This is a genomic window from Shewanella avicenniae (genome assembly GCF_017354945.1).
In the GTDB taxonomy this organism is placed as follows: domain Bacteria; phylum Pseudomonadota; class Gammaproteobacteria; order Enterobacterales; family Shewanellaceae; genus Shewanella; species Shewanella avicenniae.
On the sequence record NZ_CP071503.1, the window covers coordinates 244,289 to 258,134 of the forward strand.

Below are 13,846 nucleotides of genomic sequence, written 5' to 3' on the forward strand. Positions count from 1 at the left end.
CTGACCTATAGTTAATTTCAGACCCTGCCATTGGAGAACAGTAATGGGAAGTGCGGAAATTATCAGTCGAATAGATCAGCTACCAAGATTACCAAAAGCCATTAGTGACCTGCTGGATGCGGTCAATGATGACAACGTGGAAATGGAATTGCTGGCGAAAAAGGTCTCTTGTGACGCGCTGATCAGCGCCAAAGTGTTGCGCATGGCCAACTCTGCGCGCTTTGGTCGCAGCCGTGAAATTGGCTCGATTGACGAGGCGGTGATCCGCTTAGGTCAGCAGCCAGTAAAAATTCTGGTGACCGCCTCAGCAATCTCCTCCTCCATTAAAGTGCCTGCAGGGGTCAACCCTATCGAGTTTTGGGGGCGTTCGTTTGAAGTGGCATTCTTTGCGCAAGAGCTCGCCAAGCGCGCCAAATTGCGTGCTGATACTGGCTTTACCTGCGGCTTGTTACACAACGTGGGTGAACTACTGTTGGCCTTGATGGAACCCGCGAAATGGCAACAGGTGCAAGCGGCTGTTGCTCAGGGGGCAGATTTACGTCAGCTTTGCTTACATTTGATTGGCACAGAGCCAGCGGAGGTTGCGGCCACTCTTGCGGCCGAGTGGCGCTTCTCTGATGAGTTGGTGGAAGGTTTACGCTACCAAAACAATCCAGTACTCGCTGAAAAACGCTCGCCTTACGGCAAAATAGTGTTTTTGGCGAAACTGATTATCGACAACTGGCCCGCAGGCCCTGAGCAGGAGCGTACCAGTTGGTTGGCCCAAATCTTTGATGAGTATGGTTTGCGGTTGCAGTTAGATGGCTTAGCGCTGAAATTGGAATCGCTAGTGGGTTCAGGTGAAGAGATGGCGCAGCAACTGGGATAGTTTGATCCCTGCTACCGCTGTCGTACCAAAGTTCAGGCAATGCTAGTGCGGCATTGCCTGATTTCTCAATTGGATCAGCTCTGAGTGCTTTAAGTAGAGCAGATCGGCACAGCGACGAATAATCTGATCTTCATAGCGACATAGCTCGCCATCGGCATAGGCAATTTGCCACATGGCCAATACTAATTGCTGCTTCTGTGCCACTGAAAAGTTATCGTTAATCACCGAGGTAAATTCAAATAACGAGGTTGCGTGTTGGCCACGCTGTGTTGCCTCATCCACTAAGGTTTGCGCTTCTGTGGCATCGATATCCAAAGTCTTTTGCAACAACGACGGCAATAACGCCGCTTCTGCGTTAGACATCTGCTCGTCAGCAAAGACCACTTCCATAAGCATACAGGCGGCGGCTAACTTGAGCTGCCGCGCTTCGGTTTCAGGGTCGGGTGTCGCTTGTAGTTCGCTTAAAAACTGCTTTAATTTGGCGATCATAGCGGTTCTTCCATCGCAACTCGGTGAGGTTTAGAAACACAACACCGCGTCAGAGTTCCATTAAATTACATTAATGCACTTAAGCCTTGGCCTAACAGGGCCGCAGTGCCTTCACCACTTTGTGATTGCAGATAGTTTTTCAAAATCTGCACCATCGGGGCGGCTAACTCCTTTGAAATCCCCAGTTTAGAAAAAGCGTCGTACACCATGGCGCTACCTTGCAGTGAGCTACCGAGGCTACCGGCTTTAGAGAGTAAACCGCTCATGCCTGAATTGCTGTCGAGGCTCGGCGCCGCTGCCAGCAAGCTATCAACATTAGGAATGGCATTAGAAATTTGGCCAAAGTCTGTGGTGTTCATGCTCGACTTTGCCATGGTCAACAAACTGCCTAAACCACCTTCCGCTTGCTGCTGATTCAGGTTCAGTTGCGACATGACGCTGCTGACCAGATCGCCAGAAACGGCGTCAGTGGTTGCCGTGGTTTGCGCTTGGGTTGGCGCTTGCGTAGTGGTTTGTTTCAGCTTCGATGACAGGGTATCTAACAGGCCAGCATTGGCCGCCATCGGTACAGTCAGTGCGGCCAGTAATACAACAGAGGCTTTCATTGGGGAAACTCCATTTATCCAAAAGTGGCTAATATTCTAGGCATACTTGGATTGTCGATGCACGAATTTCCTGTTAGGCCGCCACGCTAATCAATTTCAGCGATGCAATAACCACGGATTTTCGGTATTCTTGGGCTCGTCCAAAATTTACCTTTAACCACTGCTGGGAAGTTGAATGTCGCTCTCCTCCATCCTGACTGAAGCCTATTATTTTTTCCGTAATCACCTGTGGCAACTGGCCTCCTTTGCCGTACCCATTCTAGCGATAGAGATCGGCTTGCAGCTGTGGTTAGGTAACACAATTGAGCAGATGGATCAGCAAGCGCCTGAGTTTAACGGTACCCAAGTTGCCGTGGTGATGACCATTTTGCTGCTGTTTACCCTGTTGATTGCTGCGCTGACCTTGTTCATGGAACTGCGCACCGCGGGGCATCAGCCACCGGCACCGGCGCTGATCAAACACAGTTTACCTTACATTCCGGGGCTGTTATTGGCTGGAGTGTTGTCAGGGTTAGCCATCGCGGCACCCACTATGCTGCTCAGTGCTTTTGGCCCGGCGGTGGTGATTGGCTTAGGCATCAGTGCTTACCTCGGGGCGCGGCTTGCGTATGTGAATTTTATGCTGGTGGTTGAGCGCCTCTCGCCACTGCAAGCGATTCGCGAAAGCTTTATGTTCAGCCAAGCGTTTACCGGTAAAACCATCGCGGTATTGCTGTTGTATCTGCCATTTATGATGGTGGAGTCTTTGCTGGCCAGTGCCATGCCTGACGCACCCTTTATCTTCAATCTGGTGCTTAAAACCGTGATTGGATTCTTCAGCTTGTATGTCAACGTGGCCTTGTTCCGCTTGTATCGGGTCAATCGCTCGTTGAATCAGGCATAACGGAGCGCGCCGATGCTTGATGACGTGCAGTTTGTTGCGAATCTTGCGCCTGAGCTCGGCGACGAATATCGTAACACCAAGCGCTATGTGCATGATGTGCCTACCCAAGCGTTGCTGCATGTCCGCAGTTTTACCCATCGACTCACAGCATTGCTGGCCGCGCCGCATCAACTGCAGTTTGATAGTCCCAATCTGTATGACCGTATCGAGCAGTTAAACCGGCAGCGCCTGATAGACGTGCGTTTGACCCGTGCGCTGCACCGGTTACGCGCAGACGGTAACCGTGGCGCTCACCCAGAAAAATATCACCTCTCCAATGAAGCGCTGGCCAAGCTGGCGCATAAATCATTAAGCGGCTTGCTGAGTGTGGTGGCTATGGCCTATCCGCGGCTCATTGGCAGTGAAGCGCCTGAGTATCAACTGGCCGAGGCACGCGAGCTCGACAGCCGCGAATTAAGCTACCGTGCGGTAATGCAAGATGATCATCATGCGCAGTATCTGCTGGGGGTCGCCTTTAAAAACCGCGCCTTGATTCAGAAAACTGAGGGTGAGGGCGAGCTCGACGATGCCAACCGTCTGTTAGCCAAGGCGGCCTATTGGTTTGAGCAAGCCAGTGAAACCGAAGCCAGTGCTAAGTTTGAATATGGCGTGGCTTTGCTGCACGGTTATCGTGATGCGCCACAGCCGGAGCGTGGTGAGCAGTTGATTGCTGCCGCGGCCGAGCAGCAGGTGACCGATGCAATGGCGTTGCTGGGCTATTTCTATCTGGTCGGTAGTCACTGTTTCCCAGTTGATTTAGCCAAAGCCGAGCATTATCTGCATGCCGCAGCGGTGCAAGATCAAACCGAAGCGATGGCCAATCTTGGCGTGTTGTTCTATCAGCAACAGCAGCTTACTCAAGCATTTCAGTGGATTAAGCAAGCGGCGCAAAGTGGTTATCCGCATGCGCAGTATCATCTGTCATTAATGTTGGCGCGGGGTGAAGGCTGTGAGCTTGATATCGTCGCTAGTGAACAATGGTTGGCGGAAGCCGCTGAACAAGGCCAATTAGATGCCATGTTGGCGCGGGCACAGCACATGCTGAATGAGGAGCAATCCTTCGGCAGTGATCTGTCGCAAGCGGAGCATTATCTGCGAGAAGTGATCCGTTATGAGCAGCGCTCAGCAGCCATGATTGAGTTGGCGATTGCGCTGACAGATGGCAGTTTTGGCCGTATCGATGTGGTAGAAGCCGCAGCGTGGCTGAAAATGGCGAAAGGGCGAGCGAACAGCAACGAACTGGCGGTGGTCACGCCACTCATTGCCTCGCTAAAGCAGCAAACGCAAAATGTGTTGGCGGTGAGCGATAATGCAGCGGAGCGCAAGTCGCTCAGTCGAGCGCTAGAGTTGTTGAGCGAGGCAGAAGCGCAATAACCATGCGTTAATCTTGATGGTCAAATACCCGGCCGTTGCTGCGCCACTGACCATCGCGTTCAACGTGGGGTGAGTTACGGTAGATGTCGCTTTGGGATTGGCGTGGCCGATAGCTCTGCCACATCTGCTGTGCAAAACCACTCACGCGTTGGCGGCCAATAAAGAAAGAAATAGCGAACAAGGTTAAGCCAATCAGCAGGATGACTGGCAAGGCTAACAGTAAAAATCCCAAAAACAGCAGACTAAACAGCAGCCCGAGCGCGAACGTCCACAATGATGACTGATTTTGCCAAATCGAATAGCGTTGCATAAGCTTCTCTCGGGTTAACTGTTGCGGGTATCCTTGAATATGGACACCAAAGCTTAAAGTTCTATTAAACTACCCTGTTTCAGTGACTGCTAATTGTCTGTTCATCACAAAAATGCCATTAATGCCGAGCGATTTGTCAAAACGCACCTATTGCCATCATTGCGGTTACCCGCAGTCAGCCTGTGTTTGCGCGGCGGTAAAGCCGATTGCCGTGCCGCAACAACTGGTGGTGCTGCAACATCCTTCCGAGGTGAGCCACACCAAAAATAGTGTCAGATTACTGCAGTTGGCGATCCCGCAAACTCAAGTGATCGTCGGAGAAACTGCGGCGGATTTTGCTGCGTTGCGGCAGCAACTGCTGGCCACTCAGTGTGCCTTGGTCTATCCGCCAGATGATGCTCAAGCCGAAGTGACAGTGACGCAAACCTTCGCCCAAGCGATTGATACGCTGCTGTTATTGGATGGTACTTGGCGCAAAGTGCATCGGATGCTGTGTTTAAATCCGTGGCTGCTACAACTGCCGCGGCTTAGTTTGTCGTGTGACAATGGCAGTCAGTATCGGATCCGCAAAGCGAAGCGCAGCGACAGTTTGTCGACCTTAGAAGCCGCGGTGTTTGCGTTGCAGCAGTTGCAACCGAGTTTGGATATTTTGCCCTGTTTGGCCTTGTTGGATGAACTTGTCGCGCAGCGACTGGCACGGATGCCAGCCGAGGTGCGCAAGCGTTACTAATGCGGGCTAATTGCAGATTTGGGTGCTGGCCGCTGGATGGAAATGCGCCATAGCAAATTCGTTTGGATGCAGCGGGTAGCCAAACAGGAAACCTTGCGCTGAGCCTTCGCCCATTGCCAATAACATCTCTTTTTGCTTATTGGTTTCAATGCCTTCGGCAACGAAGTGTAATTCCAGTGCTTGGCTGAGCTGCACAATCGCTTGGCACAACTGTTGGCCACGACGATGGTAAAGCTCGCGGGCAAACTCGCCATCAATTTTTAGACTATCGATTGGCATATTGCCCAAGCGACTCAAGGATGAGAACCCAGTGCCAAAGTCATCAATGGCGACTTTAATCCCCATTTGGCGAATTTTGGCTAAGGTGGCGCGCGCTTGTTGCGGATGGTGCAGCAGTGCTGACTCGGTGATTTCCAGCATCAAGGCGGCTGGCGGCAGTTTGGTGTTCAACAGCACCTTTTCAATCTGCCCAATAAAATCGAGATGCTCAAGCTGCAACGGCGAGACGTTGACCGAAATAACAAAGTCCGGTGATTGTTGTTCGCGCCAGCGTGCTGCTTGAATACAGGCTTGCTCAAGCACCCAATTGCCCACCGTGACAATCAGACCGGCTTCTTCCAACAGCGGCACAAAGTCGACCGCTTCCAGCAGCTCATGGCGGGTCTTTTGCCAGCGCAGCAGCGCTTCTGCGCCCAAGAGTGTGCCGTCAGAAAGATTCACAATGGGCTGATAATACAGGCTAAACTGCCCCAGACTGAGGGCATGGCGCAGATCGCCCAACAGCTTGAGCCGATGCTCAGCCTCTTCACTCATGCTGGTATCGTAAAACATGATGTGATCGGCGCTTTGCTTGGCCACATACATGGCGGTATCGGCTTGGCTGAGCAACACAGTGGCGCTGATCGGTTCTTGGCCAAATAGGCTGATGCCGATACTGGTGCCGAGGTAAAACTTCTGCCCTTGTAGTTCAAACGGCGTATCAAACAGCGTCATGATCTGTTCGGCAAACCGCAGTACCTCTTTTTTATCATGGCAGTCGGTGATGATCAGGGTAAATTCATCGCCGCCCATACGGGCAATGTCGGCTTTTTCAATACAACCGGCTTCTAACCGCGCTGCTACCATCTGCAAAATCATGTCGCCCATGGAGTGGCCAAAGCAGTCGTTCACATGCTTAAAGCCGTTAAGATCCATAAACATCAAGGCGCCTAAGCGTGCATCGGTGCGTTGGGCGTGTTCATCGAGTGCTGCGCGTAACAGCTGCTTCATGTGGCGCCGATTTGGCAGGCCAGTGAGTGAGTCGTACATCGCCTGAGTGGTGAGGCGAGCTTCGAGCTGCTTACGGCTGCTGATATCGCTAAAGATGGTAACGAGGTAATTGCCGCCTTGTTCGTTGTTGAACCGACGACTGTTTTGCCACGCGGGAAACTGTTTGCCATCGGCACGTTGGCGCAGGACTTCGCCTTGCCAAAAATCGCGCTCAGCGAGCGCCAGTTGGCACTCCTTTAGGTGGATATCTCCTGCAACATCCAGCAATGACAGTGATTCACCCACCAGTTGCGCCGGGCTATAACCGGTTAAGCGGCACAGCGCTTTATTGACTGCGATGATATGGTGCTGTTCATCGGTAATGGCAACTGCTTCGGCGCTTTCTTCCAAAATATTGGCTAACACACTGCGCGGAATTGCATCAAACTCGCGGTTGCGTTCTTGCTCTTGTCTTGGGCGAGCGCGGCGGTTAAGCGGCTCAAAGCGGGCGAGGATCATCGGTTTGTTGTCTAAACTCACCGGATAGAGCGACAATCGGGTGGGAAGCTCTTTGCCGTTACGATGCAAGTGCAACCACTGTTGGGTTTGCGGAGCCAGTTCGGCTTCTTCAAATAGCTTGCGCGCCTGTTCGATACTGCTGTGGCCGTCGAGTTGCAGCCGGGGCGAAAAATCGTAAATGGCAGTGTCGATGATCTCGTTACTTAAACAGCCAAAGTAGGCTAAGGCGGCGTCATTGGCGGCCACAAATTTGAGGTCGTAGAACAGGGCTAATGGGATATCTTCGGCATGTTCATGCCACCAGTCCCATTGTGACTGCATCGCACTATCTATTTCTAGTCGCTGTAGTACTTTGGCCCAGTGCGCCATCAGGGGGATCTCCGTTATAGCCCCCAAGTAGGGCGAGCTCAAGCTGAGTGAAAATGGGTTAAAATATAACTAGCAAAAAATAACCAGATTTCAGGGCTATCTCAATCAAAAATTTGATTTAATGTAGAAAAATACGATTATCAACGAACTGCCACACGATTTGTGTGATTGTGCTTTGAATCTATTGATTCTTTTGTAAAAGGAACGCTAAATGAATCGATATTGGATACTGTCAATAGGGCTTGTTTTCGCTGTCGGCGTTAGCGCCGCCGAACTGGAACAAGTCGGCCGCGATGTGAGTGATAAAGCCGCAAAACAGGTCAAGCAAACGGAGCGTTTGCAACTGCTTAAAGCCAAGCAAGCCGCTGAACAAACCCAAGCACGTGAGCAAGATGTGCTCAAGCGGCAGTCCGCAAGCCCGTGGCAAGCACAGCAACAGCAAAAAGCCCATCAACAGTTTGATGAACGCAAGCAGCGCGAAGCTCAATATCTGCAAGAAGCCAAAGAGGCGGCCAACAAGCCACAGAAGATGGAAAAGCCGCAGATGAAAGTCATCAAACGCAAAACCGAGTAGCCATATTTGTTGCAAGCCTCGCTGCGTTTGTTGCACGAGTGGCGATGTTTGTGGTGCCCGCGAAAGTCTCGTTTTTGCCCGTTTAAGCGAAAAAACGGGCACAATTCTTCACATGAAACAATTTGCGTTACAAAATTCTTGCCCCAGAGCGCTGCTAAACGGTTGCCTAATCAAGTCTCACCTACCAAGATAAGCCGCAGACTTGGTCATCTTTTCAAGGAATACACGATGAAAAAGACGCTTATTGCGTTACTGGCCGCGGCTGCGCTGGCAAGCCCTTTGGCCGCGCAAGCAACGGATGCCAGTGATATTAAAAGCTTTACCCTGAACAACGGCATGAAGATTATGGTGCTGCCTGACAGCTCTATTCCTAACGCCAACATGTACCTGTTCTGGAAAGTGGGTTCACGTAACGAACATCCTGGTATTACTGGTATTTCGCACTTCTTCGAACACATGATGTTTAACGGCTCGAAAAAATTCGGTCCGAAAATGTTTGACCGCACTATGGAAGCCGCTGGTGGCGCCAACAACGCTTACACCACTGAAAACGTGACCGTATATACCGATTGGTTCCCATCAAACGCCTTGGAAACTATTTTCGATCTGGAAGCTGACCGTATCGCTCATCTTGATATCGACCCGAAAATGGTTGCCAGCGAACGTGGCGTGGTGGCATCTGAACGCACCACTGGCTTAGAAAACTCCAACTGGAGTGCGCTGCAACAGCAAGTCAAAGGGGTGGCGTTTTTAGCCCATCCTTACAGCTGGCCAGTGATTGGTCACGAGTCAGATATTCAAGCTTGGACGCAGCAAGACTTGGTGGATTACCACAAAACCTACTATGCGCCGAACAACGCAGTGGTGGTGATTTCCGGTGATGTGACCGAAGCCCAAGTGAAGCAACTTGCCGCGCAATATTTTGAGCCGATCCCCGCTCAAGCTCCGCCAGCAGCGATTCGCACCGTAGAACCTGAGCAAAAAGGCGAGCGCCGGATTTTTGTGAAGAAAGAGTCGGCCAGCACGCCAAACGTGATGTTAGCCTTCCACGTACCGGCCACCAAAGACCCAGATTATTACGCCTTAGATCTGCTGACGTCGATTCTGGGCGATGGCAACAGCTCGCGCTTATCCCGCGCTTTGGTTGATGAGCAGCTGGCCTTGGGTGTTGTGGCTTACATGCCAATGGCATTTGACCCGAACCTGTTTTACGTAATGGGCGTGGCTGCGCCAGAGGTGAGCGCCAATACCCTAACCGATGCCTTGATTGCGCAAGTGGATCTGATTGCCAAAGACGGCGTGACCCAACAAGAGTTGGATAAAGCGAAAAATATCAAGCTGATGAATTTCTATCGTGAGATGGAAACCATCAATGGCAAATCAAATACGGTCGGCACTTACGAGTTATTCTTTGGCAGCTACCAAAAGTTGTTTGATGCGCCTAAAGCCTACGACAAGGTGACCATCGCCGATATTCAACGGGTTGCACAAACCTATCTCAAACGTTCTAACCGAACTGTTGGTGTGTTAGCCGCTCAAGAGGAGTCAGATAAATGAAACACGCAACTTCCCTGAAAGCGTTAGCACTGACTATTACTGCGATCGTGGGTTTGTCTGGCTGCCAATTGACTGGCGAGCCCAAGGCACAGCAAGTGGTGGTATCGCAAGATACCGGTAAATTTGCCTTGCCAGCCTATGAAACCGTGACCTTAGCCAACGGCTTAACCCTGATGCTGATGCCGCAAAAAGAAGTGCCATTGGTCACTGTGCAAGCGGTGATTCGAGCGGGCGCTATCGATGACAGCATCGCTGGTATGGCGGAACTGACGGCGCAAGCGTCATTGCTTGGCGCTGGTGGCAAAAGCAAACAGCAACTGGAACAAGAGATCGATTTTCTCGGCGCCAGCCTTAACGGTGATGCCGGTAAAGATGGCAGCTATTTCAGTGCTGATTTTATGAATAAAGACGCCGACAGCATGCTCGGTTTGCTGGCGGATGTGATTCTGCGTCCTGCATTTGATGCGAGCGAGTATGACAAGCTGAAGCAGCGCACCATCGCGCAGTTGTCGCAAGCGAAAGAGAGCCCGAAATCGGTGATCAGTCGTTACTTTGCCAAGCAGATGTTTGCCGACAATCCCTACGGTAATGCGGCGGATAGCGATTCAGTCGCGAAAATCAGCTTGGCACAAGTGCAAACCTTCCATCGCCAAAACTACCAACCGGGCAACACCGCCATCGCGGTTGTGGGTGACTTTAACCCTGCGGAGATGAAGCAAAAACTAACCGCGCTATTTGGCAAGTGGCAAGGCGATTCAATGGGCGACACTGCGGTGCCGATGAAACCGGTTTATGGCCCAGCGAAAAACCGCGTGCTGTTGGTGAATAAATCGGATGCGATTGAAACCACCTTTTTGATCGGTGGCTTAGGTGTGCCGCGCAACAACGCCGATATGGTTGGCCTTTCGGTGGTGAATACCATTTTAGGCGGTCGTTTCACCTCATGGTTGAATGACGAACTGCGGGTCAACAGCGGCTTAACTTACGGTGCGCGCTCCGGTTTCGTGAGCTACAAAAATACGGGTTTGTTCCAAATCAGTACCTTCACCAAAGAAGCCACCACTGAGCAGGCGGTAGACTTAGCGCTGCAAACCTACCAACGTTTGTGGACCAAAGGCATTGATGAAACCACCTTGGCGTCAGCAAAAGCCTACGTAAAAGGTCAGTTCCCACCAAAGTACGAAACCAGCGGCAGCTTGGCCGGCTTGTTGGGTGACATGTACCTGTACGGCTTTGATGCGTCTTATATCAACGACTTTCAAAAGCGGGTGGATGGCTTAACTGTGGCCGAGACACAACGCTTGATTGCGCAGTATTTCCCGAAAGACAAACTGCAGTTTGTGCTGATTGGTAACGCCGCCCACATCGCGCCAATTGCGGCGAAATACGGTGACGTGACCCAAGTGGATATCAAAGACGTGGGCTTTGATGGCTAAGCTGTGTGCTTGATTGACATCACTCTAACGCCAGCAGCCTTGCTGGCGTTTTTTTAGATGTCGCCGTCATGTTTGCCAACACGCCTTAGAAAAAGTCTCGTTCCATATCGTCTAACAGCTCGATCGCCTCATAATCGTTGGCATCTTCGAGCAGGTCGCGCAGGTAGTACACATTGCTGTGCAGTAAAAATAGTGGGTCTTTCACAGGGCCAATACCAGCGCGCATTTCCTGTGCTTTTTTCTCGAAGTGCCGCCACAAGGCATTGGCTTCATTGCCATTGCGAATATGAGATAGCACCCGATCTAGCATGGCATCGCCAAGCGCCATACGGTCGCCTTCGGCGTTTTCCGAGTAGTATCGCTCAATATTATTGCTCACTTTTTCATTCATCATGACCATCCTCGTGGCTGCTGGATAAGGCTTGTGCTGAGTAGCTTGGTTGCCGAACACAGCATAAATAGTTAATAGGTCAGCAAATGCAATGCCAAGGCGGAACATTTATAACTAACTGAAAATAGGTTGCTTTAGTTTTATTGAATTGACGTAAAAAGTGCAGCTTGTCACAAAGGCAACAGCCAAATGTACGAAATAATGGCTGTGCCGCCGTACTCGGCTTAATGCTTTTTGAACGCTGCTTAGTGCTAATTAACAAATTGAAAATGAAGACATTAAAGCGTTGGTCTCTCGGCTTTTAACTGAGCTTGAGGATCTTCCGTCGATGGCACACTACACTTAGCACGCACACTCAACCGGATATGGACATGCTCAAGCCGTTAATCTTACTTATCACACTCGCCATTTGCAGTGGCGCTGCTGCTCGTGATATCCGTTATCCCAATGCGATGGGGTTGGGCGAATCGGCCTTGGGGTTTGCAGTGTTGAAGTTGGCATTGTCCAAAACCTCAGACGATTTTCAGTTGGTGTTAGAACCGCGGTTAGCCTCGGCCAAGCGGATTCTGATGATGTTAGAGCAGGGCGAGATAGATGTGGTCGACGGCGGTTTTTCTATTCGAACCATGACCCGTTTTGAACCCATCTACAAGCCGCTTGATATGGGGCTTACGGGCTGGCGCTTGCTGATTATCCATCGCGATAATGCCGAAGCCTTTGCCAAGGTGAACACCTTAGATGAGTTAAAAGCTTTTACCTTAGGGCAGGGCGATTCGTGGTTCGATACCGATATTCTCAAACATGCCGGCTTTCGGGTAATGACCAATGGCCAACTGATGAATCTGTTGCACATGGCGCGGATGAAACGGTTTGAGGCGCTGCCATTAGAAGCTCAAGGTGTGTATCGGTTTATTGATCGTCTGTCGGGCGACAGCAAACAGTTGATGGTTGAACCCAGATTGGCGCTGATCTATCCCTTTGGGCGCTTCTTCTCGGTGCGACATGAAGATAAACAGCTAAAACATGCCATTGAAGAGGGTATGGACAAGGCCTTGGCTGATGGCAGCTTGCTGGCGCTACTGAAATCTCACCCGCTGTCGCGCGATGCCTTTGAACGCGCCGACTTAGCCCACCGCATTCAGCTGCACATTGAAAACCCCAATCTCACCGACGGCTTTAAGGCCATTGACCCCAAATGGTGGTATCGGCCAGACTAGCAAGTCACTGACCAATAGGATCTTTGGATTGGATATTCGCTTGGTTAACTACGGTGCTAATCCAATCTGCCGCACAAAAGTTTGCTTGTCTGCTGGGTAAATCACAAAAAGCTTATCTAAATCAACGATAGAATCAATCGCTACTTATCGTTTAGCGTTTTATTTCATGCAGGTTAATATCGCCTTTAACCTTACAGGAAGTAAGTTTATTTAAGAGAGATGATGAATGAAAACGTCTGTGTTAATGCTTGCAATCTCGGCGCTGTGGGTAGGGTTTTCTGCCGCGGCAGAACCGATCCAAATTATCCAACCCGCTAAAATCACCGAGCCTGAAAAAGTCGAGTTGGGCAAAATGCTCTACTTTGAGCCTCGGTTGTCAAAGTCTGGCTTTATCTCCTGTAACTCCTGCCATAACTTGTCGATGGGCGGCGTGGATGCCATTCCTACCTCGATTGGTCATAACTGGCAAGAGGGGCCAATCAATGCGCCTACCGTGTTGAATGCGGATTTTATGCTGGCGCAGTTTTGGGATGGCCGTGCAAAAGACCTGCAAGAGCAAGCGGGTGGCCCGATCGCGAACCCGAAAGAGATGGGCTTTACCCACGAGTTAGCGGTGAAAACCATCGCATCCATGCCGGCCTATCGACAAAAATTTGCCAAAGTTTATGGCACTGAAACTGTTGATATCGACAAGATCACCGATGCCATTGCCGCATTTGAAAAGACCTTGGTCACCCCAAATAGCCCGTTTGATAAGTATCTTGCTGGCGATCAACAGGCAATCTCTGCCGATGCTAAAACCGGTTATGAATTGTTTAAATCTCATGGCTGCGTGGCGTGCCATAACGGCCCCGCGGTGGGCGGCACATCGTACATGAAGATGGGCTTGGTGAAGCCGTATCATACTGATAATCCAGCAGAAGGCCGCAAAGCGGTGACGGGCAAAGAGTCAGACAAAATGGTGTTCAAAGTGCCAACCCTGCGCAATATTGAGCTGACCTACCCCTACTTCCATGACGGCAGTGTTTGGTCACTGGCAGAAGCGGTCAACACCATGTCGGATCTGCAGATGGGGCAGCAGTTGACCGAGCAAGAAACCGCGCAAATGGTGGAGTTTTTGAAAACGCTGACCGGTGAGCAACCGCAGATAGTGTTGCCTATTTTGCCGCCGTCAAACGAGAGCACACCATTGCCACAACCGTTTAAACAAGGTTAATTGGCATCAAGTTGAACAGGG

14 protein-coding genes are annotated in these 13,846 nt (G+C 50.9%); 9 read left to right on the forward strand and 5 right to left on the reverse strand.

The annotated features are described in order from the left end of the window. Positions 1-43: 43 nt before the first annotated feature. Positions 44-868 carry an HDOD domain-containing protein gene (locus JYB87_RS01065; protein WP_207355083.1) on the forward strand — a complete coding sequence of 275 codons (825 nt, stop codon included), beginning with the start codon at positions 44-46 and terminating at the stop codon, positions 866-868. A gap of 42 nt (positions 869-910) precedes the next feature. Here JYB87_RS01065 and JYB87_RS01070 read toward each other — a convergent pair whose 3' ends face one another. After that, entirely contained in the window at positions 911-1,357 is a 447-nt protein-coding gene (locus tag JYB87_RS01070; RefSeq protein ID WP_207355084.1) for a tellurite resistance TerB family protein, read from the reverse strand. Positions 1,358-1,422: 65 nt separating this feature from the next. After that, complete coding sequence (locus JYB87_RS01075; RefSeq protein WP_207355085.1) at positions 1,423-1,962, reverse strand: DUF2780 domain-containing protein; 540 nt, start codon at positions 1,960-1,962, stop codon at positions 1,423-1,425. A 175-nt stretch (positions 1,963-2,137) separates the two neighbouring features. Between JYB87_RS01075 and JYB87_RS01080 the strand changes: the two genes are divergently transcribed. Continuing rightward, a complete protein-coding gene (locus JYB87_RS01080) occupies positions 2,138-2,845 on the forward strand; it encodes a hypothetical protein (RefSeq protein ID WP_207355086.1) in 708 nt (235 codons plus the stop codon). A gap of 12 nt (positions 2,846-2,857) precedes the next feature. Continuing rightward, positions 2,858-4,258, forward strand: coding sequence for a DUF4145 domain-containing protein (locus JYB87_RS01085; protein WP_207355087.1), 1,401 nt, complete (start codon positions 2,858-2,860; stop codon positions 4,256-4,258). 7 nt (positions 4,259-4,265) lie between these two features. Here the strand turns inward: JYB87_RS01085 and JYB87_RS01090 are convergent, their stop codons facing one another. Further along, positions 4,266-4,568, reverse strand: a complete 303-nt coding sequence (locus tag JYB87_RS01090; protein WP_207355088.1) for a hypothetical protein — start codon at positions 4,566-4,568, stop codon at positions 4,266-4,268. 133 nt (positions 4,569-4,701) lie between these two features. On the opposite strand from JYB87_RS01090, the gene JYB87_RS01095 reads away from it, so the two are divergent. Further along, on the forward strand, positions 4,702-5,298 hold the full coding sequence (locus tag JYB87_RS01095) for a tRNA-uridine aminocarboxypropyltransferase (RefSeq protein WP_228729921.1): 597 nt from the start codon (positions 4,702-4,704) through the stop codon (positions 5,296-5,298). A 6-nt stretch (positions 5,299-5,304) separates the two neighbouring features. Here the strand turns inward: JYB87_RS01095 and JYB87_RS01100 are convergent, their stop codons facing one another. Continuing rightward, positions 5,305-7,434 carry a putative bifunctional diguanylate cyclase/phosphodiesterase gene (locus JYB87_RS01100; protein WP_207355090.1) on the reverse strand — a complete coding sequence of 710 codons (2,130 nt, stop codon included), beginning with the start codon at positions 7,432-7,434 and terminating at the stop codon, positions 5,305-5,307. A 211-nt stretch (positions 7,435-7,645) separates the two neighbouring features. On the opposite strand from JYB87_RS01100, the gene JYB87_RS01105 reads away from it, so the two are divergent. From JYB87_RS01105 to JYB87_RS01115, 3 genes are all read left to right on the forward strand, one after another. After that, positions 7,646-8,008: a hypothetical protein gene (locus JYB87_RS01105; RefSeq protein ID WP_207355091.1), complete on the forward strand. Its 363-nt coding sequence runs from the start codon at positions 7,646-7,648 to the stop codon at positions 8,006-8,008. 228 nt (positions 8,009-8,236) lie between these two features. Then, complete coding sequence (locus JYB87_RS01110; protein WP_207355092.1) at positions 8,237-9,565, forward strand: M16 family metallopeptidase; 1,329 nt, start codon at positions 8,237-8,239, stop codon at positions 9,563-9,565. Next, positions 9,562-11,001: a M16 family metallopeptidase gene (locus tag JYB87_RS01115; RefSeq protein ID WP_207355093.1), complete on the forward strand. Its 1,440-nt coding sequence runs from the start codon at positions 9,562-9,564 to the stop codon at positions 10,999-11,001. Before JYB87_RS01110 ends, JYB87_RS01115 begins: the two co-directional genes overlap by 4 nt. An 85-nt stretch (positions 11,002-11,086) precedes the next feature. Here the strand turns inward: JYB87_RS01115 and cowN are convergent, their stop codons facing one another. Further along, positions 11,087-11,395 carry a N(2)-fixation sustaining protein CowN gene (gene cowN / locus JYB87_RS01120; protein WP_207355094.1) on the reverse strand — a complete coding sequence of 103 codons (309 nt, stop codon included), beginning with the start codon at positions 11,393-11,395 and terminating at the stop codon, positions 11,087-11,089. 368 nt (positions 11,396-11,763) lie between these two features. Between cowN and JYB87_RS01125 the strand changes: the two genes are divergently transcribed. Together JYB87_RS01125 and JYB87_RS01130 are read left to right on the forward strand one after the other, a co-directional pair. Then, positions 11,764-12,609: a type 2 periplasmic-binding domain-containing protein gene (locus JYB87_RS01125; RefSeq protein WP_207355095.1), complete on the forward strand. Its 846-nt coding sequence runs from the start codon at positions 11,764-11,766 to the stop codon at positions 12,607-12,609. Between the two features lie 226 nt (positions 12,610-12,835). Continuing rightward, positions 12,836-13,825, forward strand: coding sequence for a cytochrome-c peroxidase (locus tag JYB87_RS01130; protein WP_207355096.1), 990 nt, complete (start codon positions 12,836-12,838; stop codon positions 13,823-13,825). Positions 13,826-13,846: the final 21 nt, after the last annotated feature.

Excerpts from the sequence above, each read along its gene's own strand:
- JYB87_RS01085 (WP_207355087.1), top strand. The coding sequence starts at position 2,858 with ATGCTTGATGACGTGCAGTTTGTTGCGAATCTTGCGCCTGAGCTCGGC.
- JYB87_RS01075 (WP_207355085.1), bottom strand. The coding sequence starts at position 1,962 with ATGAAAGCCTCTGTTGTATTACTGGCCGCACTGACTGTACCGATGGCG.
- JYB87_RS01105 (WP_207355091.1), top strand. The coding sequence starts at position 7,646 with ATGAATCGATATTGGATACTGTCAATAGGGCTTGTTTTCGCTGTCGGC.
- JYB87_RS01110 (WP_207355092.1), top strand. The coding sequence starts at position 8,237 with ATGAAAAAGACGCTTATTGCGTTACTGGCCGCGGCTGCGCTGGCAAGC.
- JYB87_RS01070 (WP_207355084.1), bottom strand. The coding sequence starts at position 1,357 with ATGATCGCCAAATTAAAGCAGTTTTTAAGCGAACTACAAGCGACACCC.
- JYB87_RS01080 (WP_207355086.1), top strand. The coding sequence starts at position 2,138 with ATGTCGCTCTCCTCCATCCTGACTGAAGCCTATTATTTTTTCCGTAAT.
- JYB87_RS01130 (WP_207355096.1), top strand. The coding sequence starts at position 12,836 with ATGAAAACGTCTGTGTTAATGCTTGCAATCTCGGCGCTGTGGGTAGGG.
- JYB87_RS01065 (WP_207355083.1), top strand. The coding sequence starts at position 44 with ATGGGAAGTGCGGAAATTATCAGTCGAATAGATCAGCTACCAAGATTA.
- cowN (WP_207355094.1), bottom strand. The coding sequence starts at position 11,395 with ATGATGAATGAAAAAGTGAGCAATAATATTGAGCGATACTACTCGGAA.
- JYB87_RS01115 (WP_207355093.1), top strand. The coding sequence starts at position 9,562 with ATGAAACACGCAACTTCCCTGAAAGCGTTAGCACTGACTATTACTGCG.
- JYB87_RS01100 (WP_207355090.1), bottom strand. The coding sequence starts at position 7,434 with ATGGCGCACTGGGCCAAAGTACTACAGCGACTAGAAATAGATAGTGCG.
- JYB87_RS01090 (WP_207355088.1), bottom strand. The coding sequence starts at position 4,568 with ATGCAACGCTATTCGATTTGGCAAAATCAGTCATCATTGTGGACGTTC.
- JYB87_RS01125 (WP_207355095.1), top strand. The coding sequence starts at position 11,764 with ATGCTCAAGCCGTTAATCTTACTTATCACACTCGCCATTTGCAGTGGC.